This window comes from Janthinobacterium sp. GL_088 (assembly GCF_057837845.1).
In genome coordinates this window covers 3,394,354-3,419,184 of record NZ_CM174453.1, presented here as the reverse complement: position 1 = coordinate 3,419,184, position 24,831 = coordinate 3,394,354, and the positions used below count along the sequence as shown (strand labels likewise).

The 24,831-nt window shown below is 61.7% G+C and carries 23 protein-coding genes and 2 pseudogenes; 11 read left to right on the top strand and 14 right to left on the bottom strand.

Annotated elements, in window-relative coordinates:
* Nucleotides 1–251: 251 nt before the first annotated feature.
* On the bottom strand, nucleotides 252–686 hold the full coding sequence (locus tag AC3IQ7_RS15415) for a hotdog fold thioesterase (protein ID WP_322427013.1): 435 nt from the start codon (nucleotides 684–686) through the stop codon (nucleotides 252–254).
* 142 nt (nucleotides 687–828) lie between these two features.
* Between AC3IQ7_RS15415 and lpxO the strand changes: the two genes are divergently transcribed.
* From lpxO to fdx, 8 genes and pseudogenes are all read left to right on the top strand, one after another.
* Entirely contained in the window at nucleotides 829–1,728 is a 900-nt protein-coding gene (gene lpxO / locus AC3IQ7_RS15410) for a lipid A hydroxylase LpxO (protein WP_034787360.1), read from the top strand.
* Nucleotides 1,729–1,813: 85 nt separating this feature from the next.
* Entirely contained in the window at nucleotides 1,814–2,227 is a 414-nt protein-coding gene (locus AC3IQ7_RS15405) for a DUF6331 family protein (RefSeq protein ID WP_489206553.1), read from the top strand.
* A gap of 43 nt (nucleotides 2,228–2,270) precedes the next feature.
* Nucleotides 2,271–2,903: a carbonic anhydrase gene (locus tag AC3IQ7_RS15400; protein ID WP_489206552.1), complete on the top strand. Its 633-nt coding sequence runs from the start codon at nucleotides 2,271–2,273 to the stop codon at nucleotides 2,901–2,903.
* 47 nt (nucleotides 2,904–2,950) lie between these two features.
* Nucleotides 2,951–3,154, top strand: a pseudogene (locus tag AC3IQ7_RS15395) (transposase); the annotation flags it as partial.
* Nucleotides 3,151–3,315, top strand: coding sequence for an IS66 family insertion sequence element accessory protein TnpB (gene tnpB, locus AC3IQ7_RS15390; protein ID WP_416208739.1), 165 nt, complete (start codon nucleotides 3,151–3,153; stop codon nucleotides 3,313–3,315). The pseudogene AC3IQ7_RS15395 and the gene tnpB, both read left to right, overlap by 4 nt.
* Nucleotides 3,316–3,371: 56 nt before the next feature.
* On the top strand, nucleotides 3,372–3,875 hold the full coding sequence (locus AC3IQ7_RS15385; protein WP_489206551.1) for a hypothetical protein: 504 nt from the start codon (nucleotides 3,372–3,374) through the stop codon (nucleotides 3,873–3,875).
* A 230-nt stretch (nucleotides 3,876–4,105) separates the two neighbouring features.
* Nucleotides 4,106–4,243 (top strand): annotated as a pseudogene (locus AC3IQ7_RS15380) (transposase domain-containing protein); the annotation flags it as partial.
* A 187-nt stretch (nucleotides 4,244–4,430) separates the two neighbouring features.
* Nucleotides 4,431–4,763, top strand: coding sequence for an ISC system 2Fe-2S type ferredoxin (fdx, locus tag AC3IQ7_RS15375; RefSeq protein ID WP_489206550.1), 333 nt, complete (start codon nucleotides 4,431–4,433; stop codon nucleotides 4,761–4,763).
* Between the two features lie 30 nt (nucleotides 4,764–4,793).
* Here the strand turns inward: fdx and AC3IQ7_RS15370 are convergent, their stop codons facing one another.
* Nucleotides 4,794–6,839: a M13 family metallopeptidase gene (locus tag AC3IQ7_RS15370; protein WP_489206549.1), complete on the bottom strand. Its 2,046-nt coding sequence runs from the start codon at nucleotides 6,837–6,839 to the stop codon at nucleotides 4,794–4,796.
* A gap of 166 nt (nucleotides 6,840–7,005) precedes the next feature.
* On the opposite strand from AC3IQ7_RS15370, the gene AC3IQ7_RS15365 reads away from it, so the two are divergent.
* Entirely contained in the window at nucleotides 7,006–7,317 is a 312-nt protein-coding gene (locus AC3IQ7_RS15365; RefSeq protein ID WP_489206548.1) for a DUF7661 family protein, read from the top strand.
* 1 nt (nucleotide 7,318) lies between these two features.
* On the opposite strand, the gene AC3IQ7_RS15360 is transcribed toward AC3IQ7_RS15365, so the two are convergent.
* The 6 genes from AC3IQ7_RS15360 to AC3IQ7_RS15335 form a co-directional block, all read right to left on the bottom strand.
* On the bottom strand, nucleotides 7,319–7,888 hold the full coding sequence (locus AC3IQ7_RS15360) for a DUF1439 domain-containing protein (RefSeq protein ID WP_322427016.1): 570 nt from the start codon (nucleotides 7,886–7,888) through the stop codon (nucleotides 7,319–7,321).
* A gap of 206 nt (nucleotides 7,889–8,094) precedes the next feature.
* Nucleotides 8,095–8,997, bottom strand: a complete 903-nt coding sequence (locus AC3IQ7_RS15355; RefSeq protein ID WP_489206547.1) for a hypothetical protein — start codon at nucleotides 8,995–8,997, stop codon at nucleotides 8,095–8,097.
* A gap of 35 nt (nucleotides 8,998–9,032) precedes the next feature.
* A complete protein-coding gene (locus tag AC3IQ7_RS15350) occupies nucleotides 9,033–9,476 on the bottom strand; it encodes a hemerythrin domain-containing protein (protein ID WP_489206546.1) in 444 nt (147 codons plus the stop codon).
* A 106-nt stretch (nucleotides 9,477–9,582) separates the two neighbouring features.
* Nucleotides 9,583–10,938, bottom strand: a complete 1,356-nt coding sequence (prsR, locus tag AC3IQ7_RS15345) for a PEP-CTERM-box response regulator transcription factor (protein WP_489206545.1) — start codon at nucleotides 10,936–10,938, stop codon at nucleotides 9,583–9,585.
* A 12-nt stretch (nucleotides 10,939–10,950) separates the two neighbouring features.
* Nucleotides 10,951–12,999 carry an XrtA/PEP-CTERM system histidine kinase PrsK gene (prsK, locus tag AC3IQ7_RS15340; protein ID WP_489206544.1) on the bottom strand — a complete coding sequence of 683 codons (2,049 nt, stop codon included), beginning with the start codon at nucleotides 12,997–12,999 and terminating at the stop codon, nucleotides 10,951–10,953.
* Entirely contained in the window at nucleotides 12,999–14,387 is a 1,389-nt protein-coding gene (locus AC3IQ7_RS15335; protein WP_099376891.1) for a TIGR03013 family XrtA/PEP-CTERM system glycosyltransferase, read from the bottom strand. The genes prsK and AC3IQ7_RS15335 overlap by 1 nt, the downstream gene beginning before the upstream one ends.
* Nucleotides 14,388–14,592: 205 nt before the next feature.
* Between AC3IQ7_RS15335 and nadB the strand changes: the two genes are divergently transcribed.
* Complete coding sequence (nadB, locus tag AC3IQ7_RS15330) at nucleotides 14,593–16,206, top strand: L-aspartate oxidase (protein WP_099376892.1); 1,614 nt, start codon at nucleotides 14,593–14,595, stop codon at nucleotides 16,204–16,206.
* A gap of 650 nt (nucleotides 16,207–16,856) precedes the next feature.
* Here nadB and AC3IQ7_RS15325 read toward each other — a convergent pair.
* The 5 genes from AC3IQ7_RS15325 to AC3IQ7_RS15305 form a co-directional block, all read right to left on the bottom strand.
* The gene (locus AC3IQ7_RS15325; protein ID WP_489206543.1) at nucleotides 16,857–18,218 is read right to left on the bottom strand and encodes a toxin-antitoxin system YwqK family antitoxin; all 1,362 of its coding nucleotides are present in this window, start codon (nucleotides 18,216–18,218) and stop codon (nucleotides 16,857–16,859) included.
* Entirely contained in the window at nucleotides 18,203–19,549 is a 1,347-nt protein-coding gene (locus AC3IQ7_RS15320; RefSeq protein WP_489206542.1) for a toxin-antitoxin system YwqK family antitoxin, read from the bottom strand. The genes AC3IQ7_RS15325 and AC3IQ7_RS15320 overlap by 16 nt, the downstream gene beginning before the upstream one ends.
* Before the next feature lie 9 nt (nucleotides 19,550–19,558).
* Nucleotides 19,559–21,835 carry a hypothetical protein gene (locus AC3IQ7_RS15315; protein ID WP_489206541.1) on the bottom strand — a complete coding sequence of 759 codons (2,277 nt, stop codon included), beginning with the start codon at nucleotides 21,833–21,835 and terminating at the stop codon, nucleotides 19,559–19,561.
* Between the two features lie 68 nt (nucleotides 21,836–21,903).
* Nucleotides 21,904–22,662: a PP2C family serine/threonine-protein phosphatase gene (locus AC3IQ7_RS15310; protein WP_489206540.1), complete on the bottom strand. Its 759-nt coding sequence runs from the start codon at nucleotides 22,660–22,662 to the stop codon at nucleotides 21,904–21,906.
* Between the two features lie 3 nt (nucleotides 22,663–22,665).
* Entirely contained in the window at nucleotides 22,666–23,349 is a 684-nt protein-coding gene (locus AC3IQ7_RS15305) for a vWA domain-containing protein (RefSeq protein WP_099376897.1), read from the bottom strand.
* A 451-nt stretch (nucleotides 23,350–23,800) separates the two neighbouring features.
* Here AC3IQ7_RS15305 and AC3IQ7_RS15300 point away from each other — a divergent pair, with 451 nt between their 5' ends.
* Nucleotides 23,801–24,283: a hypothetical protein gene (locus tag AC3IQ7_RS15300; protein ID WP_489206539.1), complete on the top strand. Its 483-nt coding sequence runs from the start codon at nucleotides 23,801–23,803 to the stop codon at nucleotides 24,281–24,283.
* Nucleotides 24,284–24,288: 5 nt separating this feature from the next.
* Here AC3IQ7_RS15300 and AC3IQ7_RS15295 read toward each other — a convergent pair whose 3' ends face one another.
* Nucleotides 24,289–24,786 carry a DUF3304 domain-containing protein gene (locus AC3IQ7_RS15295; RefSeq protein ID WP_489206538.1) on the bottom strand — a complete coding sequence of 166 codons (498 nt, stop codon included), beginning with the start codon at nucleotides 24,784–24,786 and terminating at the stop codon, nucleotides 24,289–24,291.
* Nucleotides 24,787–24,831: the final 45 nt, after the last annotated feature.

The window sequence follows — 24,831 nt, the reverse complement described above, 5'->3', positions numbered from 1 at the left end:
GTAATAAAGTTGATTGTTGCCGGTTCCGCTAGAACCAGCGATCTGCTCGCCGTCGTGTTGCCTTTCCTGCATGGCGCAGGATGGGTCTCTAACTGGCGTTTTTTGGGCAGTCAGCTTCTAATTTCGGGCAATGCAGGCGTGCGGGAATTATCCCTACGCCATACAACAGCACACTGAATTATAAGCGAACAGCGTTATGGATGATTCCACGTGTCCACTTTTAGTGCCTTGACGCATATCAAAAAAGACAATTAACTGTTGCCAGGGGTATCGATGACGGCCATGGTGATGCGCGAAATGCAGCATAATTTGCCGTCGTCGTCGGTGATGCGGATTTCCCAGACCTGGCTGGTGCGGCCCCGGTGGATCGGCGTGGCGCGCCCCGTCACCTGGCCGCCGCGCACGCCGCGCAGGTGGTTGGCGTTGATTTCCTGGCCCACGCTCACTTGGCGGCTGGAATCGAGGCAGGCATTCGCGGCCATGCTGCCCAGGGTTTCGGCCAACAAGACGGAAGCGCCGCCATGCAGCAGTTTAAAAGGCTGCATGGTGCGGTGGTCGACGGGCATGGTCGCCTCGATCCAGTCGGGGCCGAAGGCCGTGAATGCGATGCCCAGGTGGCGCATGGCCGTGCCTACACTGGCGGCGTTGAGGGTGGCCAGGTCGAGCGGTGCGTGCCAGATTTCCATTGTTGCCCCTTCAGTGATGAAATAAAGCTATTGTAGGACAGAGCGCCAGCGCGCGCCGCTTCATCGTTCCTTCACCGTGGCACGGGGTGGCGATGGCATTAACTGGTTATAATTGCCCCATTCTTAAAAAACGAGGTTGTGTATGAAGTGGGCCTTGCTGGGCATTTTTGTGTTTTCTGTTTTACATATTCATTTTCGGGGCAAGGTACGCCTGCCGTTCCGCCGCCAGATCTTCGATCACTCCTCGTTCATGGCGCCGTTGAACCTGTTCATGCACACCTTTTCCAAGGTGCCGGCCACGCCATATCTTTCCGTCGATCAATTTCCGGAACTGGCGCCGCTGCAGCAGAACTGGCAGATCATCCGCGATGAAGCGCTGCGCATGCAGGAAATGAAAAAGATCAAGGCCGCCGAAAAGAACAATGACGTGGGCTTCAATTCCTTCTTCAAATATGGCTGGAAACGTTTCTACCTGAAATGGTATGACGCGAACCACCCGTCGGCGCAGCAGATGTGCCCGCAAACCTATGCGCTGCTGCAATCGATTCCGTCGATCAAGGCGGCCATGTTCGCGGAACTGCCGCAAGGCGGCAAGCTCAACCCGCACCGCGACCCGTTCGCCGGCTCCCTGCGCTACCATCTGGGCTTGCAAACGCCGAATGACGACCGCTGCTTCATCGACGTCGACGGCGAGCGCCACAGCTGGCGCGATGGCCAGGCCGTGATGTTCGATGAAACGTATATCCATTGGGCCCGCAACGATGCCGACAGCGACCGCATCATCCTGTTCTGCGACATCGAACGCCCGATGCGCTACCGCTGGGCGCAAGGCTTGAACCGCTGGCTGGGGCGCACCCTGATGACGGCCGCCGCCTCGCCGAACGAGCTGGGCGACCAGGTCGGCGGCGTGAGCAAGCTGTTCCAGATTTCCTGGACCATGGGCCAGTACCGCCGCCGCTTCAAGGCGTGGAACAAGACGGCCTACCAGGTCACCCGCGTGGCGCTGGTGGTCGGCATCATCGCGCTGATCTACTTTATCTAGACGCCGGCATCGCCTCGTTGATAAAAACCGCCTTCGGGCGGTTTTTTTTATAATGCGGTGCCACTGACGAGGAGAATGTTGAAAAATGACCGAACGTGACCGCAAGTACGATATCCAGATCGGCGATGAGACATGGATCGAGTTCATCAGCATTGACGGCCGCTATGACCAGGCCATCGACATCGATGCCCTGCTGGACGGGCTGTGGCCGCTGATCTGCCGCCTGGAAACCCATTGCGACGCCGGCTGTTGCGGCATCGATGCCTTCGATTTCACGTGCGAAAGTATCGATACGGCGCTGCTTGAGCTTGACCGCGCGCCACTGCACGCCGCCTGCGCGCAAGCCCGCAGTGCCGTGGCAGCGGCCGCCAGCGACGTCTTCATGAGCAACACGATGAATCACATTGCAGATAAACGCGTGTTCCTGCAATTGCTCGAGCATCTCGAGCGCTGCACGGCGGCCCCTGAAACGGGCCAGCCGGCAAGCCAGCCGCGCTGACATCGGCGATAATACGGGCTCACATCACTCTTTTCTTTTATTTATGCGCGACATCATTGCCGGATTTCTACGTTTCCAGAAGGAAGTCTTTCCTGAACGCCGAGAGCTGTTCAAGACACTGGCGACAGGACAGACGCCGAAAGCCCTGTTCATTTCCTGCTCCGACAGTCGCATGGTGCCGGAACTGGTGACGCAGCGTGAACCTGGCGAACTGTTCGTGATCCGCAACGCGGGCAACATCGTGCCTTCGTTTGGCCCGGAACCGGGCGGCGTAAGCGCGTCCGTCGAATTTGCCGTGGCCGCCCTGAATGTGACGGACATCGTCATTTGCGGCCACTCCGATTGCGGCGCGATGAAGGCCATCGCCACCTGCACCTGCCTCGATCACATGCCGGCGGTCAAGAACTGGCTGCGGCACGCGGATGCGGCGCGCATGATCAATGAATCGATCGAGCATGCGACGGAACAGGAGCGCATCGACGGCATGGTGCGGGCCAACGTGGTGGCGCAACTCAACAACATCCGTACCCACCCCTCGGTGGCGCTGGGCATCACGCAAAAACGCCTGACCCTGCATGGCTGGGTGTATGACATCGAAAATGGCTCGCTCGACGCGCTCGACGAGGCTACCGGCCAGTTTGTCCCGCTGGCGGAACATCCGGCGTCGAAGATGTAAGGCAAGGGTCGGCCCACCACCGTCTTCCCCCGTATCGCCAGCACAGCGATGAATTCAAGAGTGCCGCTGTGGCGCGTACTCAGGTTGATAGGGCATCCGTTTCGCTGCTTGCCCGCGATCTGAAGATCAACACCAATCAGCTGTTCAGTTGGCGCAAGCGCTTCGGCGACGAGACGCTTGCTGCGCGCCAAGTCAACTGGCCACCGCTGGCGGCCACGCTGACGCTGTTGCTGGCACGGCGGCTGCCATGATCGGTTTGTCAGCAGGCACAAAGATATGGCTGGCCGCCGGCTTGACCGACATGCGCGCCGGCATGAACGGTCTGGCGGCGAAGGCGCAGACGGCGCTCGCCGAAGATCCAACAACGCATGAGCTTACAGCTCAAAGCAGTTGGGTTGACTTATGGCGTTAAAAAATACGTTGGCGGAAATGCCGATAAACCGCACTGGTCAACTACAGGACATTAATATGAAATTTTTCGCCGCCTTTCTGATCGCCGCATGTCTCCTGCCGACGGCGCACGCTGTAGAGTCCGTGCCGGCGCGCTTGATTGGCTACTACTCGAATATGCGGACCGAAGGCGCTGACGATCCACATTTTGTCTCCGGATACGACATCGTGCTTTACCAACGCGTAGCGGAAACGATAGGCCATGTCGCTGTCGCCATCGGCACCTCCGAACCAGTCAGAGCCACCATCAAAGAGATGACATACGATTCGAAGAAAAAAGTGCTGACCTTCACCGCCGAGTACTCCAGCGGCCTGGCCACCAATCCTGTGAAAGGAGCGCCCGACCGCGAAGCTTTGCAAGTGCTCATCTTCAGCGGCGTCGTGCGTCCGCAGTCGATCTCGGGAAAAGTGGGCATCAAAGATTTCTACTGCGGTCAATGCAGGCCGGTGTTCAAGCGCGTGACACTCAAACGTATCATTGAAATGGGGCGCACGGGCGAATTGTGGGCCATCCCGTTATAGTCGCCTGAGCACTTGGGCCGACTGGAGATGCATCAATCTGAAAACAGATGACGTCTGGGCTTCAGAACACCTTGGTTGACGAACACAAATATCGGACACTGCGGTATTCAGGGATAAGTTATGAGGTTTAGCGCCCAATTTTTTCCGTTTTCCCTCTACCCACATCGCGCTTCAGAATCCTGGCATGAGCGCAGTTGGGGCCGGCAAGTTGGCCATCGCCACGCAGAACCATGACCGGCACGGCCAGACTGAACGGTGTCGACCCCGAAGCCTGGTTGCGTCACGTGCTGAAGCATATCGCCGATCATCCCGTCAACCGGGTCGATGAGTTCTTACCCTGGAACAGCAACATGTCAGCAGCTCTTTAAGATACGCCGCTTCCCAGCGGTGCGATCGCATCATCGATCAATTTGCCATGGCATTCAATACGGCGCTGACCCGACGCTTACGATGTAAGCGTAGCAAGCCCTCGTTCAGGCGCAAGTTGCGCTTGACCTTATCAAGGCGGGAAGGTTCAAGGTAGCGGTATTCAAGCGACATCAAGGAGAATCCCGCATGCCAAAAATCACCGTCCTGCCCCATCCCGAGCTGGCGCCGGAAGGCGCCGTGTTTGACGCGCCGCAGAACATGAGCATTTGCGATGCATTGCAGCGCAACAAAATAGATATAGAACACGCCTGCGGCCAGGTAGGTGCCTGTTCCACCTGCCATGTGGTCGTGGTGCAGGGTTTCGACTCGCTCAACGAACTGGGCGACAATGAGGAAGACATGCTCGACCAGGCCTGGGGCTTGCAGCCCCACTCGCGCCTGTCGTGCCAGGCCCGCGTGTCAAACGCAGACCTGACGCTCGAACTGCCCAGGTACACGCTCAACCACGCCAAGGAATAATCCCCCGGCGCGGCCGCCTGCCCTACCTGATTACCACATGATCACGCGCTGCTCGGGCGGCAAGTACATCGGGTCGCCCGGCCTGATGCCGAACGCCTCGTAGAAGCCGGGCTGGTTCTTGACCGTGCCCTTGGCGCGGAATTCGCCCGGCGAATGCGGATCGCTCTTGATCTGCGCGATGGCCGCTTCGGGACGCAATTTCGCGCGCCACTTCTGCGCAAAACCGATGTACAGGCGCTGTTCGCCCGTCAAGCCATCGATGACGGGCGACGGCTTGCCGCCCAGCGAACGCTGGTAGGCCTTGTAGGTGATCGACAGGCCGGAGTTGTCGCCGATGTTTTCACCCAGGGTCAGCTCGCCATTGATGTGGTAGCCAGGCACGGGGCTGTAAGCGCCATACTGCTTGACGAGCCCGGCGGCCAGCGCCTTGAAGGCCGTGCGGTCCTCTGCCGTCCACCAGTTGCGCAAGCGGCCCTTGGCGTCATATTGACTGCCGGAATCGTCGAAGGCATGGCTGATTTCATGGCCGAAGGTGATGCCCAGCAAGCCGTAATTGACGGCATCTTCCGCTTTCACGTTGAAGAATGGCGGTTGCAAAATGGCGGCCGGGATCGTGATGGCGTTCAGGGCCGGGCTGTAGCTGGCGTTGACGGTTTGCGGCGTCATCGACCATTCGTCGCGGTCGACAGGCTTGCCCAGCTTGGCCAGGTTTTGCTGGCGGCTCCACACGCGCGCTGCGCGCACGTTGGCGATCAGGTCATTCGGCTGCGTCTTCATGCTGCTGTAGTCGCGCCAGGTATCGGGATACGCGATCTTCGGCTTCAAGGCCGCCAGCTTGAGCTGAGCTTCCTTCTTGGTTTCCGGGCCCATCCAGTCGAGCTGCTCGATGCCATCCTTGAACGAGGCGACGAAATTGTCGAACATGGCCATCACGCGGGGCCGGGTTTCCGGCGGCAAATACATTTCCACGTAGCGCTTGCCGACGGCGTCGCTGATGGCGCCATCCGTGAAGCGCAGTGCCAGCTGCCACTGCGGTTCGCTTTGCGGCACGCCGCGCAGCACCGTGCCGTCGAAGGCGAAGCGCTCCTTGACCGTGGCGTTATCCAGGAACGAGGCATAGCTTTCGATGATGCGCCAGTTCAGATAGCTCTTCCACGATTCCAGCGGCACGGCGGCCACGGTCTCGGCAAAGCCCGTCATGAAGCTGGGCTGGCGCACGACGGCAGAAGTAGCCTTTGGCGCCAGGCCGGCGGCGGTAAAGTAGGCGTTCCAGTCGAAGGCCGGCGCCAGTGCCGCGAATTGATCGAAATCGACGCGGTTGTACGATTTGACGGGGTCGCGCATCTGCACGCGCGTCCACTGCACGGCCGCCAGGCGCGTTTCGATGTCGAGTATCTGCGCCGCGTGGGCGGCCGCAGCCTTGTCGCCGCTCATGGCCAGCATGGTTTCGATATGCTTGAGGTATTTGGCGCGCACGGCTTGCAGCTTGGCGTCGTCTTCCTTCAGGTAGTAATCGCGGTCAGGCAAGCCCAGGCCGGACTGGCTGATGTTGACCGTGTACTGCTCCGGGTCTTGCGCATCGGGCGCCACATAAGCGGAAAACGGCGTCGCGACGCCATTGCCTTGCAGATAGGCCAGCAACGCCGGCAAGTCTTTCTTGTCCTTCACGGCGGCGACGCGGGCCAGCTCGGCGCGCAGGGGCTTGAAGCCGGCCGCATTGCGCGCCTTGTCGTTCATGAAACTCGTGTACAGGTCGGCGATCTTGTGCGCCTCGCTACCCGGCTTGCCGGGATTTTTCAGGGTCGCATCGATCAGGCCGCGCAACTGGCCCTGGGCGATTTCGCGCAATTCGATGTAGGTGCCCCAGACGGATTTGTCGGCCGGGATGTCCGTGTTGCGGGTCCAGACGCCGTTGACGTAGCCGTAGAAGTCATCCCGGGGGCTGACCGCGGGGTCCAGGGTTTTCAGGTCGATGCCGGAGACGGGCGCGGTGGCATTGGAGGCTTGGGCGTACAGCGACGGCGAAGATAAGGCGAGCAAGGCGCAGCAGGCGGCGCTGATCAGCGAACGTTTCACGAAGATTCCTTTAATTGTTTTCACTTCATGTTGGGGAACATGCTTGTCCAGGCATGAGAGGCTGGATTATAGTCCGCGTACCTGCGGGGAAACAATGCCCGTTAAACAAGTCCAGTGATCCGTTGGGCGTTGAAGCACGCCTCGAGCCCGCGCCGATGATCAGCAAATGTTACTATTTAGCAATAGCCATATCCCCCCCGCGCCATATCTATTGGACTGGCGCTTTGCCTGGAGAAGTTTGATGCAGGAATTCAGATTCAATATTTTCGGCACGCTGATCGCCATCCGGGGAAATCAGGGAGTATGGCGCGCATTCTATCTCGGTACCGAAGGCAAGCGCCGGCCCGCCGATTTCATTATTCCCGACGATATTCAAAACGATGCACTGTGCGAGTATTTGGCGGACCTGTTCCACGAAGAAGCGACGCCGCGCAATAACACGGCGACGCAAATCAGCTCGCCTGCATTGAAGGCCTAGCCTACTTCACCGGCTCGAACGTCACCGTCAGCCCATTGCCCGTGGTCCTGATCTGGGTGGGCACGAATTGCACGCCCGCGTAGTGCAATTCGTCAGGCTTGAAGGTGTAGATGGGCGTTTCATGCATGAGCTGGTCGGCCACCAAGCTGGCCACCTTGGCAAACTGGCGCTGCTGCGACTCGTCCATGCCGTCGATGGTGACCTTGTCCACGCTCGCTTCGCTCAGGTAGACGGCATTGCGCTGGGCGTCGAGCACGAGGCGGCCCGACATGGCCAGGCTGCCGCGCCAGCTCTGGCGTATGAATGGCGGCAAGACACTGGCATCGACGCTGAGGGCAACCCGTTCGCGCTCGGGCTGCAGCGACAATTGCGGACGGGTCAGCTTGACGTCCAGCACGGACAGCACACGCTTGTCGATCGGAAAGCGGCGCTCCAGGCCTTGCTGCATCTTGCTCAGCGACACATTCACGTCGCGCGGGCCGATCAGGGTGGAACACGCGGCCAGCATGGTGCAGGCCAAAGCGGTGATGGCGGCGGTTTTCAGCAAAGGACGGATGGCAGTCAAGGTCATGGATAGTCTCGGTGGAAAGATGGCGCCATATTACACATGCGCCCGCTTTCACGCAAAAACCGGCGCCCGCCTTGCAGCGGACGCCGGTTCCTGTGTTGCCCTTGTCAGCGCACGAACAGGGCGATCAGTATGACGATGGGCAATGGAATACCCAGCAGCAGCAAGAGGATGGAACGCATGGCAGACTCCTTGATTGTATGGGTGGCTTAAATGGTCACGTGGCGCAGCACTCTTTCATGGTCGCGCTGGCGGCCGCCAAACGTTGCCGCCAGGCTGGCCACGAAAGCGCCCAGCAGCAAGGCGACGAACATCCACAGTGCCGTGTGGGCACCGGCCTTGCGGGCCGTGTCGGCCGCTTGCTGTGCTTTCGCCTTGGCATCGGCGGCGGCCTTGGCGGCACGGGCGTAGACGGCGTCGACGCGCGCTTCCGCCTCAGCCTGCGTCAAGCCCGTGCGGCTGGCCACGACCTGGCCCAAGTAGGCGCGGTCATCGGCGGCCAGGCTGCCCGTGGACAGGCCAGTGGCAAAGATCTTGCCGATTTCCACGCGCAGGTCGGCGGCCGTGCCGCCCGTTTCAGGCGCCGGTGCGGCGCGCAGCAGCATGTCCGAGAAATAGTCAAGCGGATTGGCGCCGCTACCCTCGCCCGCCTTGGCGCCTGCAGCCCCGGCACCGGCCGCCGCGGCCGGGGACACCGCCGCCGCCACGCCGCTGCCTGCGTCGATGGCGCCGCTCAGTACGGCGCGCGTGCCGCCGGCCAGCACGGCCACGGTGATCAGGGTGGCCACGGCCCAGGCCAGCAAGCCGTGCGCAGTATCGCGGAAATGCACCTCATCCGTGTGAATCGAGCTCCATTTCACGCGCAGGCGTCCCGCCATGTAGCCGCCGATGCCGGAGGCGGCCAGCTGCATGAAAGCCAGCCAGGCGATGGTCGACACGCCGATGGCCGTCGCATTGAACGACCACGGCGACACGGACGACAGGCCCAGGCCCACGCCGAGGATCAGCAGGATGAAGGACAAGGCGGCCGCAGCGGCAGCGCCCGCCAGCACGGCGCCCCAGGACACGCCCGGATTGTTCAGGTCCGACACGGACAATTGTGTAGCTTGCATGGAATACTCCCTTGGTTGTTGATTTTTTAAGCCGCTCAGGCGGCCACGCCCGTCAGCTGTTCCTTGCGCGCGGCCATTTCCTTGCCCAGCGCGTCGAGGTCGATGGCCGTATGGCGCACCTTGGGAAACATGTCGCCCTCTTCTTCCTGGACGTGGTGCTCGATCTGCTCGGACAGCACCTTGACCTTGGCGTCGTACAGGTCGTCGGCAGGATCCATGGCGGCAATCTGCGCGATGAGTTCCTTGGCGCTCGCGTGCTCGACGACGGCTTCATCCATCAGGTCGCCATCGTGGATCGGGCGGCGCACGGCCGGATAGAAGATTTCTTCTTCCAGTTGCGTGTGCACGGTCAATTCCTGGCATATCTGGTCGGCCAGCTTTTTCTTGGTGGCAAATGAGCGGTCGCTCAAGCCTTCATACTGGGCAAACAGAGCCTTCACGGCCTTATGGTCCTGCATCAATAAACTGATCGCGTTCATGGCGCCTCCTTGTTGTGGATGAGGCAAGGATGCGCCACGGCGGCGCCAGCGTATGTGCGACGCCTTACACAATCTTGATTTTTAATACATTCGCTTGTTTGGCTTCCTACTTGATGCCGTGATGGCCCATCAGGTCGTACAGGGTGGGCCGGCTCACGCCCAGCAGCTCGGCCGCCCTGGCGATATTGCCGTCGGCCCGCGCCAGCGCGCGCACCATCACCTTGTATTCAGCCCCTTCGCGGGCCTGGCGCAGGTTCAGCGGCTCATCCGGGGGCGCCGCCTGGGTGCTGGCGGGCAAGCCCAGGTCGTCGGCGGCGATCTGCGGTCCGTCACACATGATGACGGCCCGCTTGATGCAGTTTTCCACTTCGCGCACATTGCCGGGCCAGCCATAGCTTTCGATCAACTGCAGCGCGCCCGCGCTGAAATGCAGGTTGCCGCGCCCCTCGCTGGCGCAGAACTTGTTCTTGAAATGCTGCGCCAGCAAGGTGCCATCGCCGACCCGCTCACGCAAGGGTGGAATGCGCAAGACGATTTCGCTGAGGCGGTAAAACAGGTCTTCGCGGAAACGTCCCTGTTCCGCCAGCATTTTTAAATCCTGGTGCGTGGCGCAGACGATGCGCACGTCGACGGCGATCTCGGCACGCCCGCCCACGCGCTCGATCACCCGTTCCTGCAGGAAGCGCAGCAATTTCGCCTGCAGCGCCATCGGCATGTCGCCGATTTCATCGAGAAAGAAAGTGCCGCCATGGGCCAGTTCGATCTTGCCCAGGGTTTGCCGGGCCGCGCCCGTAAAGGCCCCCCGCTCGTAGCCAAACAGTTCGCTTTCCAGCAGGTTTTCGGGGATGGCCGCGCAATTGATGGCAACAAAGCGTTGCGCATGGCGGCTCGACAGCGCATGCAAGCCGCGTGCAATCAGTTCCTTGCCGCTGCCAGAATCGCCGAGCAGCATCACGCTGGCCGATGAGGGCGCCACTTTTTCCACGTTGCGGCACAATTTCAGCATGCCGGGATCGCGGCTGACGATGCCGGCCAAAGGGGAATCCGCCTGCGTTTGCAGCATGCGGCGGTTTTCCTGCTGCATCGCGTGCAAATAGAACGCGCGGGCGATGACCAGGCCCAGCATGTCGGCCTCGAACGGCTTCTGGTGGAAATCGTAGGCGCCCAGCGCGATGGCTTTCAAGGCATGCGCGCGCTCCTGGTTGCCCGACAGGATGATGACTTTCGTGTCCGGCGCCAGCGCGAGGATTTGCTGCAAGGTAGCGAGGCCTTCCGTGGCGCCGTCCGGGTTGGGCGGCAAGCCCAGGTCCATCGTCACCACGGCCGGTTGGTGGCGCCGCACGAGCGCCAGCGCCGCCTCGCGCTCGCCCGCCAGCAAGACGTCATAACCGTCAAAGCTCCAGTGCAACTGCTTTTGCAGACCGGGATCGTCTTCGATGACCAGCAGTTTTTGCTTGCCCATGGCACTCCTTTGCTAGGCCGCATGCAGCGGCAGGATCACGCGAAACGTCGTGCCCACTTGCGGCTCGCTGCGCACTTCCAGGCTGCCGCCCACTTCGCGCAGGTATTCGCGGCTTTCGAACACGCCGATGCCCATGCCCGCCGTCTTGGTCGTGTCGAACGGTGTAAATAGACGGTCGCGGATGAATTGCTCGCTCATGCCCTGCCCCGTATCGTCGAGCTCGACGACGGCCGTGTGCTGCACGCGCCGCAAGCGCACGGCCACCTTGCCATCGCTGGCCGTCGCCTCGATGGCATTCTGTATCAAGTGGCCCAGCACCCGTTCCAGGCGCGCGCGGTTGGCCAGCACCGTCAGCTCGCCATCGACGATTTCCAGCCGGGGCGCCGGCGCCAGGCTGGCCTTGGCCGCCACGGCCTGGCGCAGCAAGCCATCAAGCTGCAACGGCGCCGACGCTTCCGGCGCCTCGCCGCGCGCCAGTTTCTGCAGCAGGGTCTTCATTTTCTGCACGGAATGGTCCAAAGTGCCCAGCATGTCTTCCTGGAAGGCGGGATTGGCACGGTGCTTTTTCGCATTGCTCAGTAAAAGGGATAATTGAAACACCAGGTTTTTGAGGTCGTGCACGATGAAAGTGGACATGCGGTTGAACGAGTCGAACTGGCGCGCCACCGTCAGCGTATCGAGCGATTCGCGGTGCGCCAGGTAGCTGGCGGCCTGGCTGCCGGCAATTTTCAGCACGTCGCGGATTTCCCAGTTCAGGCTGATGCGCGTGCGGGGCCGCGCCAGCGCGACAAAGGCGAACAGCTGGCCATGCAGCATCAGGGGCACCAGCAGCCACACATCGGGCAGCGCCAGCAGCGCCGCTGGCAACAGCAAGCCGCCATACTGGCCCGGATTCTGCACGCAATCGGGCACGTCGATCACCCATAACCGTGCTTCCAGGAACTGGCACAAAGGGCCGGCCGCCGGCTCGCTCCACGTGCCAGGCGGCCAGTTCCAGCTGGCGGCCGGGGCAAACTGGCCCTGCTCGCGCAAGATCCACAGCGCGCCGGCGCGGCTTTCCACCAGCTGCGCCATGGCCTGTATCGTGCGTTCGCCCAAGGCTGGCCCGTCTTCGGACAGCGCGCGCGTAAATCTCAGCCACTCCTCGCGGTAATCGAAGATGGCATTGTAAAAATGTTTATTGATAGTCACCTTGAGCTTGGCGCGCAGGCTGCCGGAAAACAGCACGCCCGCCAGCAGCAGGGCCGCGCCGCCCAGGTAAGCCATCTGCATCAAGGATCCCCAGGTGCCGCCGAAGTAGCGCAAATAATAGGCGCTGGCCGCCATGGCCAGCAAATAGATGGCCGAGCCCAGCAAGGCGGCCGAGCGGTACAGCATCTGGCGCGAGACGGACAAGCCCAGCGCCCAGCCCGGATTGCGCGCCGCCGAGATGGCCAGCAGCGGCGCGCACAAGGCATCGACGATACCGCGCGCGGCCCAGATGTCATCGTTGACCGCACGAAACAGCAAGGCGTCGCTGTACAGATAGAAATCGTAGGCGAACAGGCCGCCGACACCGAGGCACGCAAACTTGATGCCCCAGCGTTTCAACGGTGGCGTATTGCGGTACCACTGTTCCACCAGCAACATGCCCAGCACGGCCAGCAGCAAACGGCAGACACTGGCGATGATACGAGCCGGTAAAGGCAGCGCCAGCCAGGATGAGGCCATGGAGAACAGCCAGGGCGCCAGCGCCGTGAGAATGATGCCGGCCAGCAGCAGGCGCAAGCGGGGCCGCGACGGTTCGATCAGCAGCAGCAAAAACACCAGCCAGGCCAGGGTGCGCAGCAATTCCAGCGCGTCGCCGGCCAGCGCGGCGCGCTGGCCCAGCAGCACCAGCACCACCGTGCCCGTGGCCCAGCCGCCCGTCGCCAGACAGGCAAGCAGCAAGGCGCGCACGTTCTGCCGCGCACGCCAGTTGCTGATGAGCAGCAGCGCCAGCACGAAGAAGGCCAGCGACGCCAGGCCATGGCTGAGGGCTGCCGCGTCGGCCGCCGCCAGCCAGTCCGACCGCTCCCGCATCACCGGCTGCCCTTGCCAAACAGCACCACCTGCACCGTGTCAAGCAAGATCAGCAAGTCAAGGAACAGGCTATTGTTTTTCACATAATACAAATCGTATTGCAGTTTTTTGACGGCATCGTCGACGGAGGCGCCATATTGATAGCGCACTTGCGCCAGGCCCGTGATGCCTGGCTTGATGCTGTGACGAATGTTGTAGTACGGCACCTGCTGCTTCAGTTGCTCGACAAAATACGCGCGCTCGGGACGGGGGCCCACGAAACTCATTTCGCCGCGAAACACATTGAGCATTTGCGGCAGCTCGTCGATACGCAGCTTGCGGATCAGCTTGCCCACGCGCGTGATGCGCGCATCGTTGTCCAGCGCCCAGATGGGCTTGCCATCGCGCTCCGCGTCGCAGCGCATGCTGCGAAATTTCAGCACATTGAAGGGCAAGCCGTCGCGCCCCACCCTTTCTTGCTGGTAGAACACGGGGCCGCCGTCTTCCAGGCGGATGCACAGGGCCGTCACCAGCATCACGGGCAGTGCGGCCAGGCAGATGACCCCGCTGGCCGCCAGGTCGAACAAACGCTTCGAGGCGGCGCGGAAAAAGCTCTGGTCGAAGCCGCCGCCATAGATCAGATAGCTCGGTTGCAAGGAATCGATGCGGATCTGGCACGCTTCGCGCTCGAAAAACGTGGCCGCGTCGATCACCTTGACGCCGCCCAGCGCGCATTCCAGTAGTTGCTTGGCAGGAAACGCGCCATTGCGCCGGTCGCTGACGGAGACGACGATCTCATGCGCCGCATGGCGCTGGGCCATGGCCAGCAGCGACGGTTCGGCCGGCAGCAAGGCCGAAGCCGGCACGCAGCAGCGCTCGCCAGCCACATCGATGCAGCCCACCACCGTAAACTGGTGGAAACCGATCTTGCTGGCCGCAAGCTCCATGCATTCGCGCGCCAGCGCCCCGCCGCCGACGAGGATCAGCCGGCCTTCCATCAGCGCCGATTGCGAGGATTTGAACACCACCAGGCGCGCCAGCAGCACGCCGATGGCGCCCAGGCCGAAGATCAGCACGCTTCCGCGCCCGAAATGCAAGGAAGGGATAAAACGGATCAAGACGCTCAGCACGGCAAAACCCAGCGCGAACGACGGCAGGATGCGTAATAAGGTGTTGCGGATATCTTCGCGCGAGCGGTGCTGGTACATGCCCAGCGCGCTCATGCTGAAAACGATGACCATCGCAAAGATCGAGGACGACAAATACACCTCGCCCGCCCGCACGAGGCGGCTGCCATCAGCCAGCCACAGCAGGGACGTCAGGGTGGCCGACAGCAGCAGGATCAGGATTTCCAGCAACAGCAAGATAAACGCTGTTTTCGAGACGTAATGGCTGAAGATGCGGATCATGGGGGCCTCCTGCGGCAAAGGCAACACGCCGCGCACAAGGCGGCTTGCTACCGGTCTTGCCATCATGGCCAACTGTTCCAAGAAGACATTGATGCGCCACAAGCTACGGCCCCAGCTATCTTTCACTGGCAGAATTTATCTCAACACATTACCGATTGATGTGAAATGGACTATAGTATGCTTCCCCTGAAAAAAGATAAATGTCATGAAATTTGATGTAGCGATTGTCGGCAGTGGCCTGGCGGGTTTATCGGTTGCACTGCATTTAGCTGAAACGCGCACCGTCGCGATCATTTCCAAACGCGCGCTGCTCGACGGCGCCAGCAACTGGGCGCAAGGCGGGATCGCGGCCGTGCTGGACTCGGGCGACAGCCACCAGCAGCACATCGAAGACACCCTGATCGCAGGCGGCGGCCTGTGCGACGAGAGCGCCACGCGCTACATCGTCGAGCACGGCCGCGAAGCCATCGAATGGCTGATCGAGCAAGGCGTGCCATTTACGCGCGACGCCACGGCCGAGCTGGGCTTCCACCTGACCCGCGAAGGCGGACACAGCCAGCGCCGCATCATCCACGCGGCCGACGCCACCGGGCACGCCGTGCAAGTAACGCTGGAAGAAAAGGTGCGCGCCCACCCGAACATCAGCCTGTTCGAACACCATTGCGCGATCGACCTGATCACCTCCGACAAGCTGGGCATGAAGCCGACACAGCGCAATGCGCAACCGCATTGCCACGGCCTGTACGTGCAGGATGAGCAAACCGGTAAAGTACTGACCTTTGCCGCCGAGCACACCGTGCTGGCCACGGGCGGCGCCGGCAAGGTGTATTTATATACCACCAACCCCGACACGGCCAGCGGCGACGGCATCGCCATGGCCTGGCGCGCCGGCTGCCGCGTGTCGAACATGGAATTCATCCAGTTCCACCCGACATGCTTGTACCACCCCTACGCGAAATCGTTTTTGATCACCGAAGCCATCCGTGGCGAAGGCGGCTTGCTGAAACTGCCGCCGGAAGCGGGCGCGGCGGCCGGCCAGCGCTTCATGCTGGCGCACGACGAGCGGGCCGAACTGGCGCCGCGCGACGTGGTGGCGCGCGCCATCGACTTCGAGATCAAGAAGCGCGGTCTCGACTACGTGCACCTGGACATCAGCCACAAGCCGGCCGAATTCCTCATCGAACACTTTCCCACCATCTACGCGCGCTGCCTGGAACTGGGCATCGACATCACCAAGCAGCCTATCCCCATCGTGCCCGCCGCCCACTACACGTGCGGCGGCGTCGTGACGGACTTGTCCGGCCGCGCCGACTTGCCGGGTCTGTATGCCGTCGGCGAGACGGCGTGCACGGGTCTGCATGGCGCGAACCGCCTGGCGAGCAATTCCTTGCTGGAATGCATCGTCATCGGCCGCGCCTGCGCACAGGACATCGAAAGCAAGGAAAAGCTGGGCACGCCGTATCTGCCCGACTGGGACGAAAGCCGGGTCACGGATGCGGACGAAGAAGTAGTGATTTCCCACAACTGGGACGAGTTGCGCCGCTTCATGTGGAATTATGTCGGCATCGTGCGCACGACCAAGCGCCTGGAGCGTGCCCAGCACCGCATCGCCCTGCTGAAAGAGGAGATCGACGAGTACTACCGCAACTTCCGCATCACGCACGATTTATTGGAACTGCGCAATCTCGTTGACGTGGCCTCGATGATCGTCAACAGCGCCCTGTCGCGCCGCGAAAGCCGCGGCCTGCACTTCAGCCGCGATTATCCGGAAACCTTGCCGAAGGCAATCGCCAGCGTGCTGACGCCGCCGCATAGGTAAACTGTTCGTGATAGGGGAGATGCCTCACTGGCATACTCCCCGGCGGCTCATCAGACCGCCCTTCTCTTTTATTTTTGCGTTCCCCACACTGGCGGCTGTGGCAGTGGCTACGTTGGTTGAAACGATGGTAGAGGTTGCAGCGGTTGAATCTCCTGGCGTGGCGCTGGCTTTGCCTGAGGCTGATATCCGTAAGAGCTATCTGCTTGATTTGGAACAGTTCCAGCCTTCCCCGTGTAGGGATTGACGTTGCCCTGTGTGCTGTAATTATTCGAAATGGTGCTGTCAGGTGCGGTTCTTTGATGCGGTGCCACGTAAGTTCCATCTTTTTTCGTGTACCCATTTACATGCACTTGGGCACTCGCAATGCCGGTGAAGAACACCATTGATATCGCTAAGTATTTAATCATTTACTTCTCTCAGGTTCCGGCATAGTGGCGTGTCGTTGCGCCCGCAAAAAAGATTGCCGTTTCCTTGAGGCTATATTTTTTGGTATGGTGACTATAGGCCAATTCCCATAGGCAAGAGATAAAGCCTTTCTTTCCACTACAAATAGAGCCAATTGACTGATTTTCTGTAGCAAATATGCAACCATCCAGTTAAATACAGTATTTATCAAACTGGCCCAGCGCCGTTGGAGTAAACGTCAAGTATCAAGGCTCCGGCATCTCAAACTCAATCCCATCCTCCGTGTACGACATCTTGGCAGACGCGCCCGTGCACTTGCCCTGCGGCTCGTCCGCCACATAGCGGCATTCGCTTTCCACGCTGCCATCCTCGCGCCAATACCGGGTCCAGCCCTGGCGTTCGCCATCGACATACTCGATCAATTGACGCGGCTTGCCATTCGCATACCAGGAACGCAATGCGCCCTCCTCGCGCCCGCCCGCATTCCACTGTTTGTGCACGAGCATGACGCCGGCCCGGCTGAAGCGCTGTTCGCTGCGCAAGACGAAGTGGTCGCTGTGGCTGCGCTTGCTGGCCACTGTGCCATCCGGGTAATATTCGACGCTGTCGCCGGCCGGCTTGTCGTCCACGTATTGCGTTGTACGCTGCACCTTGCCATCCGGGAAGTAGCCGGTGCTCGGTCCTGACTGGATGCCGTTCTCGTACCGGCTGCGGCTTTCCACCGTGCCATCGGGATAAAATAGCAGCAGCTCGCCCTCCGTCTGGCCCTTGACCTGAGTCATGCGCGTGCGCAACTTGCCATCCTCGTCGAAGGTTTCCACCAGGCCATCGGCGCGGGCGCCGTTCACGTACTGGCTGGCCTCGTTCAGCTTGCCCGTATCGTGATAGGTCCGCTGTTCGCCTTCCTGCACGCCATTGCGCCACGTGTTGCGCATGGAAATCTGGCCCTCAGGACGATACAGGGTCTGCACACCTTCCTGCACGCCGCGGCCATCCTGCTCCACCTGCATCTCGACCTGGCCATGCGGGTAGTACATGCTGTAGTTGCCCACCAGCTTGCCGCGCAGGTAATCGGGATCGTTGACCTCGCCAATCAGCCGCTTCGGCTCGCCTTCGCGCGCGTGCACCACCTCGACTTGCCAGGTGCCGCGCGTCTTGCCTGGCGGCAGCGGCACGACCAGCGCATAGCGCGCATGTTCCTTGACTTCGCCGCGCGTCAGATTGTGATTCAGGTACAAGCGCGCCTTGCCATCGGCACAAGCTTGCGGCTCACAGCCGCCCAGTTTACCGACATCGGGCATGCCGAGAGCACCCACATTACCTGGCGCAGGGCAGAATTTGATACGCATCAACAAGGGCGTTTTGTCACGTATCAGCTTGGCCAATTGCTGCTTCATGGCGGCGTATCGCTGCGCGTCCAGGCCCACGGACACGGCATCCATCAGCACCTGCCTGCCGCCGCAGCCGCTGTCGCTGGCCAGGGTCAGCACATCGCCGTCGGGCGTCGCCTTGATCGCGCTGACCACTTGCCGCTGTTCGATCTCGGCGTGGGCCAGCGCCGGCAACAGCAGCGTTGCAAGCAGCACATGCTTCACAAGGCGCGCCATGCCTGCTCCTTGCGCTGCAGTTCCGGCGCTGGCGGCGCCTCGCCGCAGCCGCCCTGGGCCTTGCCGGCCACATACTGGCACTCGTTTTTCACGCTGCCATCCGCGTGCCAGCTGCGGCTCCAGCCGTCGCGCCGGTCGTTCACGTACTCGATCGCATGCTCGGGCTTGCCGTTCTCGTACCACGAGCGCGACGTGCCCTGCTCGCGCAGTTGTGCATCCCATTTCCGTTCCAGCACCAGCACGCCTTGCGGACTGTAGCGCTGGACGCTGAGCAGCCCGCCCTTGTCGCCATATTGCTGGCGGCTTTGCACCTTGCCATCCGGATAGAATTCCAGCGCCTCGCCCGTCGGCAGGTCGTTGAGCTGCGTCATCCTGGCACGCACGGCGCCATCCGGGTAGTAATTCGTGCTCACGCCATTGAACTTACCGTTCTGCATTTCCGCGCGGCTGGAGATTTTTCCATCAGGGAAGTACGTGAGCATCTCGCCTTCCATCTTTCCACCGCGCAGCACATAGCTGGTACTCGGCTTGCCATTTTCATCAAACGTCTGCACGGGACCGTCGACACGCTTGCCGTCGCGGTACACGCTGGCCTCGCGCAATTTGCCCGTGGGGTGATATTGCTGGTGCGTACCTTCCGGCAAGCCATGGCGCCAGCTGCCACGCGAATCCAGGCTGCCATTGGGGTAATAAAGGCTGCTGACGCCCTCCTGCCAGCCCTTCCCGTCCTGCGCCACCTGTTTCTCGATCTTGCCGTTCGGGTAATATGTGACAAAGCCGCCCACCAGATCGCCGGAGGCATAATCGGCCTTGCTGACCTGGCCCGACAGGCGCAGTTTGTGCCCGGCCACACTATAAATGTCCACCTTCCACGTGCCAGGCAGTTTGCCTTTCGGCAAGGGTAACAGCAGCACATTCGGTGCGTTTTCCTGCTCGATGGGGTAGAAATGTTCGTGCAGGTACAGCCGTGCCTTGTCATCGGCGCAAGTGCTGGGCGTGCAGGCGGCGATCTCGCGCACGATGGGTGCGCCCCCACTTTCCGGGCATTTTTTCAGGGTGATGAGCATGGGCGTCTTGTCGCGGATACGCCGGGCCAGCTCGACTTTCAGCGCTTCGTACTTCGCCTCGTCCAGCCTGACCGAGTACGCATCCATGCGCACTTGCCGGTCGCCGCAAGCAGTCGTGCCCGCAATAGTGAACTCATCGCCGCCGTCGCGATCTGGTTTGGCCGCCATGGCTGTCACCACCAGGCGCTGCACGATTTCCGCCTGGGCCATGCCGGAGGTCAGCAAGGAGGCGCCCAGTAAGGCGCATATCGTCTTGATTTTCATGGTATCCCTTTAATTTTCCGCCGTGACGGCCACGCCGCCCGGCACGAAGCTGACCCGGCCATCGCGGTAGCGCACCAGCACCACCACCTCGGCATCCCGCAATTGACCGTGCTGCACGGCCGGCAAGTAGGTCCAGCGCTTGACGCTATCGAGCAGCACCTTGTTGAGCATCGGCTCCATCGGCAACTCGGCCGCCGCATAGGTCAGGGTGCCGTCGGCCGCGATGGTCAGGGTCAGGCGGTTTTCACCCGTTGCGTGCTTTTCGTCCAGCACGCCATACGCAACCGTCGTCATCGTGTCGCGCTGCACGCCGCCGACCTGGTCGCGCAAGGGCGGCATGGCCTTGAGTTTGGCCGCCAACAGCGCGCCCTCGGCCAGCACCTTGTCCCAGCGTTTCTGGTAATCCCACCCCTGAGCCAGGCGCAACACCTTGGCGTTCAGGTCCATGCGCTGCATCGTGCGAGCGACGCCGTTGTCGGCCGGTTCGCCCGGTTCCGCCGGCAAGGCGTTCTGCACTGCATAACGGTAAGCCGTCAGCTGCGCCAGCGCCACCAGATTCACGGCATCGCGCTCATCGCCGCCGCGCAGCAGGGCCGTGGCCGCGATGCCCAGCCAGGCTACGCCATCGGTGGGGCGTGCCCACACGGCTTGCTCGAAATACTGGCGCGCCGCCTGCGGTTCGTCCAGGCTCAGGTACATGCGGCCCATGGCCGCCGCCGCCAGATAGTCGCGCGGGTCGGCTTGCAAGTTGTCGAGATACGTATCCGACAATTCGGGGGCGTAGCCCGGCATCGACCCCAGGCCTTCCATCAAGGTGGTGCGCAGCCGGACGCGCATCGGGTCGCCAGCGTAGGTGGACGGCTTTCCTTCGCCGGCCCGGTACAACAGCTGCAAGCCGCGCGTAACGGCGTCGTCGTCGCCCTTGCTGACCGCTTGCGACATGCTGCGCACGGCCTTGCGCGCATCGGACGGCTGGAAACCGGCAGTCTTGCGCGTGCGCCAGCGAAATACTTCCAGGCCAGCCGCCTGCTCGGCTTGCGCCTGCAGGCTGGCCTTGGCCTTGGTTTCATCGGGCGACGAGGTCCAGGCCGTAAAGCCAATCAGGAACAGCACGATCAGCAGCACCACCACGACCCAGCCCTTGCCGGAAATGCCGACCGCATTGGCCTGCCCACCGCCTGCAGGCAGCCGGACGGGCGTCTGACCCGGCGCCGTATGGTGCGCGCCGCGCGTACTGCGCTGCTGCGGCGGCTGTTGCAACTGCATCTGCTGCGCCTGCACCGAGGCTTGCGCGGCCGCGCCGATGACTTTGTCGCGCGCGCACGCCGCGCAACCCTGGCCCGCGAAATGCTGGTGTTCGGGATTCACGGCACACACGACGAGCTTGCCGCCGCTGCGCTGCGCATAGCCGCGCAGCAGCTGCGCCCAGTCGGCCGCCGACGGCCGCTGCGGTGTTGGCGACTGCGAAAACGCGCGGTCGAACATGGCGCGCAGCTCGGGCGGCATCAGCCCATGGCCGCTGGTGGCGTTCGGCGCCAGCAGCTTGTGGCGCTTCACGCCATACGCGTAATAACCGTCGCGGATGCGGCCGGGAATATCGGTCGCCACCTGCGCATTGCCGGGCCGCCCGCTGTACGGGTGGATGCCAAAGTTGAGCAACTGGAAGATGACGACGGCCAGCGCAAAGCGGTCTTGCGCCATTTCCGTGCCCGCAGGCATGCCCTTGCGCTGGAATTCCGGCGCCAGGTAGTCGGCCGTGAATTGCTCGGCAGGAAAACGTTCCGCATGGCCCTGGATGCTGAAGCCGTCGCAATCGAGCATGGCGATGTACAGCGAATCGCGATAGAAACGCAGGTTCACGGGTTTCAGATCGACCACATAATGCTGCTGCTGGTGCAGCGCATCGATCACGGCGGCCAGGTTGGCGGCCAGGGTCAGCTTGGGACCGAGTCCCGTGGGCAAGCCTGCCGCGCGCGCTTGCCGCTCCTGCATGATCTGTTCCAGCTCGGCCGTCTGCGCCATGTCCAGCAAGGGCATGACGAAGCCGGCAAAGCCGCCCTGGCCGTCGAACACGGCCGCTTGCGGCCAGGCGATCTGCACGTAGCGCTTGCCGTTTTCCAATTGATCGGGCAGCTCGGGCGACAGTTCCAGCATCGCTTCGAGCTTGCGCCGGTTGGCGGCCCGGTCCAGGTGCGGGTGGTACAGCTTGGCCACCTGCGCGGGCGCGCCGGGCAACAGATACACGCTGCCCGCGCCGCCGCTCTTGACGAGTTTGCCCAGGATCAAACTACGGACTTTGTCGAGCCAAATTTTTCCACCCGGACTCAGGCCGGGTGTCACACCTTGCTTCCGGCTCATGCGCGCAGGGCCAGCAACAGGGTCTTGTCGTCGCCCGTGATCTGGTGCGTGCGCGGGTCGGCCAGGGTGGATGCCAGTGCTTCATTGCCCAGCTCGACGCTGTCGACCGTGCGCAGATAGCCTTGCACGGCATCCATGAACGGCGCGTACAGCGCCGCATTGTTCTTGCTCATGGCAAAGGGCATGCAGCCATCGGACATCAGCACGACGCCGCGCACGGACCGGGGAATCGGCAACAGGCGCAGCTGTTCGCGCCAGCGCTCGCCGCTGATAAAATAGGTTTCGTTGGCGTATTCGCCGTTGGCGGGCAGCGAGATCAGTTCGCCGCCGTCAATCAGCTGCGCCACGCCCAGGCCATCGCCCAGGTGGAAGAAGAAGCCGGTATCTTGCCCCATGACCACGCCGACCACGGTGGAAGCGTAGTCGTCGAGGGTGGCGTTGGCGGCGCGGGCAATGTCTTCCAGCGCGGCGCGGATCTGCGCCAGCGTTCCTGCCAAGGCACCGTCATGTAAGTCCTGCACGGTGGCGCCCTGCTCCAGCCGGCCGGCCAGCGCCTGCACGGTGTGCGCGGCAACAAACTGCGCGCCCTGCTCGCTCAGCCGGGCCGAACCGGCGCCATCGCAGACGATGGCCACCAGGACGTCGCCCACGACGGCGTGCGCGTGCGCATCCTGGCAAGGGATATCCTTGTCCAGGTGGGCCTTGCCCGTGACGGAGGCGCCGAACACGCGCCAGCTATTCTGTACCGCAGTCATGGATCAGGTATTCACGACGGACCAGCCGTCCGTCGAGGCCAGCTGCGCCTGCGCACCGGGACGCGATTGCGACACCACTTGCATGCTGGCGCTCAGCCACAGGAACAGTTCGCGGAACTGCAAGCCTTTCAGCTGCTTGACGCCACGCTCGCCACGGCTGGAAAACTGCCCCAGGGTATCGATATTCGCATGATCACCCACGGCGATGGGGAAGATCGCCACTTTATTGGCTTGCTCGGCCGCGCGCGCCTGTTCGGCGCCATGCTGCCAGCGGTCCGTCGGCTCGCCGTCCGACATCAAAAACAGCCACGGCCGCGTGTACGCCACGCCTGCCTGGCGGAAACGCTGCTTTTCCTGCTCGATTTCCGCCAGCGCCAGTTCGACGGCGGCACCGGTCGGCGTGGTGCCGTTCGCGTCCAAGAGGGGCGCCGTGAAATCCATGGCGTCGCACCAGTTGCTGGCCACCACGGCTTCATCGTGGGCGCCATATTGAATCACGAGGATGCGCACGCGCTTGGCGGCGATGACATCGGACTTGAGTTCCTGTTCCAGCAAGGCCAGGCCTTCGTTGAGCAGCGAAACGGGCTCGCCAGCCATGCTGCCGGAGCAGTCCAGCACGAGCACCAGTGGGGTGCGTTGTTCGGTATTGTCGACTAGGGCGACGTCGGGGATCATTATGGAGGTCATGTAATTTTGATAGAGTTGCGAAATAGCCTAGCCCCGAAGCTTACCCTATGGATATGTTTTCCATGCGTCCGATTGCTTGGGATTGCAGCATGCGATATCAAAGTACTAATTTTTAGAGATTTTTTCGTCCCTCACCCAGCGCGCACCCGACGAACTTGCTCTGAAAGCAACAACCTCGTACACTGCGCCACTCAGGTCGCCCGGTAACGGCCAACCGCAAACCATGGATTGTTTTACTTGGGGACTAAATGGGTTTCATGCAGAATCGCATCGCTGGTATAGGTTTATGCCCCCTATATTCAATAGGGCATGCTGCGAAAATATGCACGGCAATCGCGGATGCAAGTACAGCTGAATTCCCGGCCTTGATTGGCAGTGTTGCACCATGATTTTTGTGCCGACATCCGCAGTGCTGGCCGCCCTTGGCTTGTTCTTGCAATAAGCAAACTTGATGATGATTTCGATCACCAGCCTGGAAGAGCTTGAAGAATTCCTTGGCGAAAAGCTGACCGAGTTCGATGCTGGGTCGCCAATCGCGCATCCAGGGCTGCGCCTGTCGCAGGTGTGCAAGCAGGTGGCGCTGGAAATCCGCAATGGCAGCGCCACTGCAGTGCGCATCGCCTGTCGGGTAATCACAGAAGACCCTGGCATGCCCTTTGGCAAGCTGATCAAGAGTGCTTTCGCCAGAGCGTTGAAGCAACGTGCTGACCTCCTGTCCGAGATGCAACGGCGTGGCTTGACGGCGAAAACCGTTGCGTTGCTGGAACTCGACTTCTGCCCGCGAGAAACAGAAGATTATTGCAAACTGATTAAAAAATTTGACCCGGCCGAGTTGCTCGCCCGGATCGAGGACGTGCGCGCCACGGATGCGAAATCGCGCATGCTCCTGCAAAGCCTGATTGCCGACGGTGCGCGACGTGCAGCAGCAATCTAGCGGCACTATTCCCAGATGATTTCCAGGGGCACGCCTGGCTCCATCTCCGCCTCCTTGCCGGAAAGCGGATATTTTCGATGCCCCAGCGAGTATTTGGTCACGAAGACCTTGTAGCCGCCATCGTGAAGAAAATGCACGACGAAGCGGCCAGCATCGGCGGGAGCATACGGAGGAACCGCCACGGTTTGCTCCACGCGGACATCCTCGCCGTTTTTTACCGTATACATGGCGACGGCCGCCGTCATCCCAGGCTTCCATACCGCCGGTATCGAAAGGCAGCAAGTCTCTCCCCCTCCGCCTTCGCCGGGAGCAAGATACCCAGCCTCCGCCGACGAGCCATCGGCCAGTGTTACGGTATAACTGCCGACGCCGTATTCGCCATGGTTGTAGGCCGTCAGGCTCACGGTGATTTGTCTTTCACTCTTCGCACAGCCGGCATTCAAAAGCGACAAGACCATGCACACGAAACAGGCGGCATAGCTATTTTTCGAGAAAAATATCATTTGGCCCTCACAGGGAACCGCATGTGCATGACACTTTCGCTGCGC

Excerpts from the sequence above, each read along its gene's own strand:
- AC3IQ7_RS15325 (WP_489206543.1), bottom strand. The coding sequence starts at position 18,218 with ATGGCGCGCCTTGTGAAGCATGTGCTGCTTGCAACGCTGCTGTTGCCG.
- AC3IQ7_RS15320 (WP_489206542.1), bottom strand. The coding sequence starts at position 19,549 with ATGAAAATCAAGACGATATGCGCCTTACTGGGCGCCTCCTTGCTGACC.
- AC3IQ7_RS15385 (WP_489206551.1), top strand. The coding sequence starts at position 3,372 with ATGAAATTTTTCGCCGCCTTTCTGATCGCCGCATGTCTCCTGCCGACG.
- nadB (WP_099376892.1), top strand. The coding sequence starts at position 14,593 with ATGAAATTTGATGTAGCGATTGTCGGCAGTGGCCTGGCGGGTTTATCG.
- AC3IQ7_RS15400 (WP_489206552.1), top strand. The coding sequence starts at position 2,271 with ATGCGCGACATCATTGCCGGATTTCTACGTTTCCAGAAGGAAGTCTTT.
- AC3IQ7_RS15350 (WP_489206546.1), bottom strand. The coding sequence starts at position 9,476 with ATGAACGCGATCAGTTTATTGATGCAGGACCATAAGGCCGTGAAGGCT.
- AC3IQ7_RS15295 (WP_489206538.1), bottom strand. The coding sequence starts at position 24,786 with ATGATATTTTTCTCGAAAAATAGCTATGCCGCCTGTTTCGTGTGCATG.
- AC3IQ7_RS15310 (WP_489206540.1), bottom strand. The coding sequence starts at position 22,662 with ATGACTGCGGTACAGAATAGCTGGCGCGTGTTCGGCGCCTCCGTCACG.
- AC3IQ7_RS15305 (WP_099376897.1), bottom strand. The coding sequence starts at position 23,349 with ATGACCTCCATAATGATCCCCGACGTCGCCCTAGTCGACAATACCGAA.
- prsR (WP_489206545.1), bottom strand. The coding sequence starts at position 10,938 with ATGGGCAAGCAAAAACTGCTGGTCATCGAAGACGATCCCGGTCTGCAA.
- AC3IQ7_RS15300 (WP_489206539.1), top strand. The coding sequence starts at position 23,801 with ATGATGATTTCGATCACCAGCCTGGAAGAGCTTGAAGAATTCCTTGGC.
- AC3IQ7_RS15365 (WP_489206548.1), top strand. The coding sequence starts at position 7,006 with ATGTTACTATTTAGCAATAGCCATATCCCCCCCGCGCCATATCTATTG.
- AC3IQ7_RS15415 (WP_322427013.1), bottom strand. The coding sequence starts at position 686 with ATGGAAATCTGGCACGCACCGCTCGACCTGGCCACCCTCAACGCCGCC.
- prsK (WP_489206544.1), bottom strand. The coding sequence starts at position 12,999 with ATGCGGGAGCGGTCGGACTGGCTGGCGGCGGCCGACGCGGCAGCCCTC.
- fdx (WP_489206550.1), top strand. The coding sequence starts at position 4,431 with ATGCCAAAAATCACCGTCCTGCCCCATCCCGAGCTGGCGCCGGAAGGC.
- AC3IQ7_RS15335 (WP_099376891.1), bottom strand. The coding sequence starts at position 14,387 with ATGATCCGCATCTTCAGCCATTACGTCTCGAAAACAGCGTTTATCTTG.
- AC3IQ7_RS15355 (WP_489206547.1), bottom strand. The coding sequence starts at position 8,997 with ATGCAAGCTACACAATTGTCCGTGTCGGACCTGAACAATCCGGGCGTG.
- AC3IQ7_RS15360 (WP_322427016.1), bottom strand. The coding sequence starts at position 7,888 with ATGACCTTGACTGCCATCCGTCCTTTGCTGAAAACCGCCGCCATCACC.
- lpxO (WP_034787360.1), top strand. The coding sequence starts at position 829 with ATGAAGTGGGCCTTGCTGGGCATTTTTGTGTTTTCTGTTTTACATATT.
- AC3IQ7_RS15405 (WP_489206553.1), top strand. The coding sequence starts at position 1,814 with ATGACCGAACGTGACCGCAAGTACGATATCCAGATCGGCGATGAGACA.
- tnpB (WP_416208739.1), top strand. The coding sequence starts at position 3,151 with ATGATCGGTTTGTCAGCAGGCACAAAGATATGGCTGGCCGCCGGCTTG.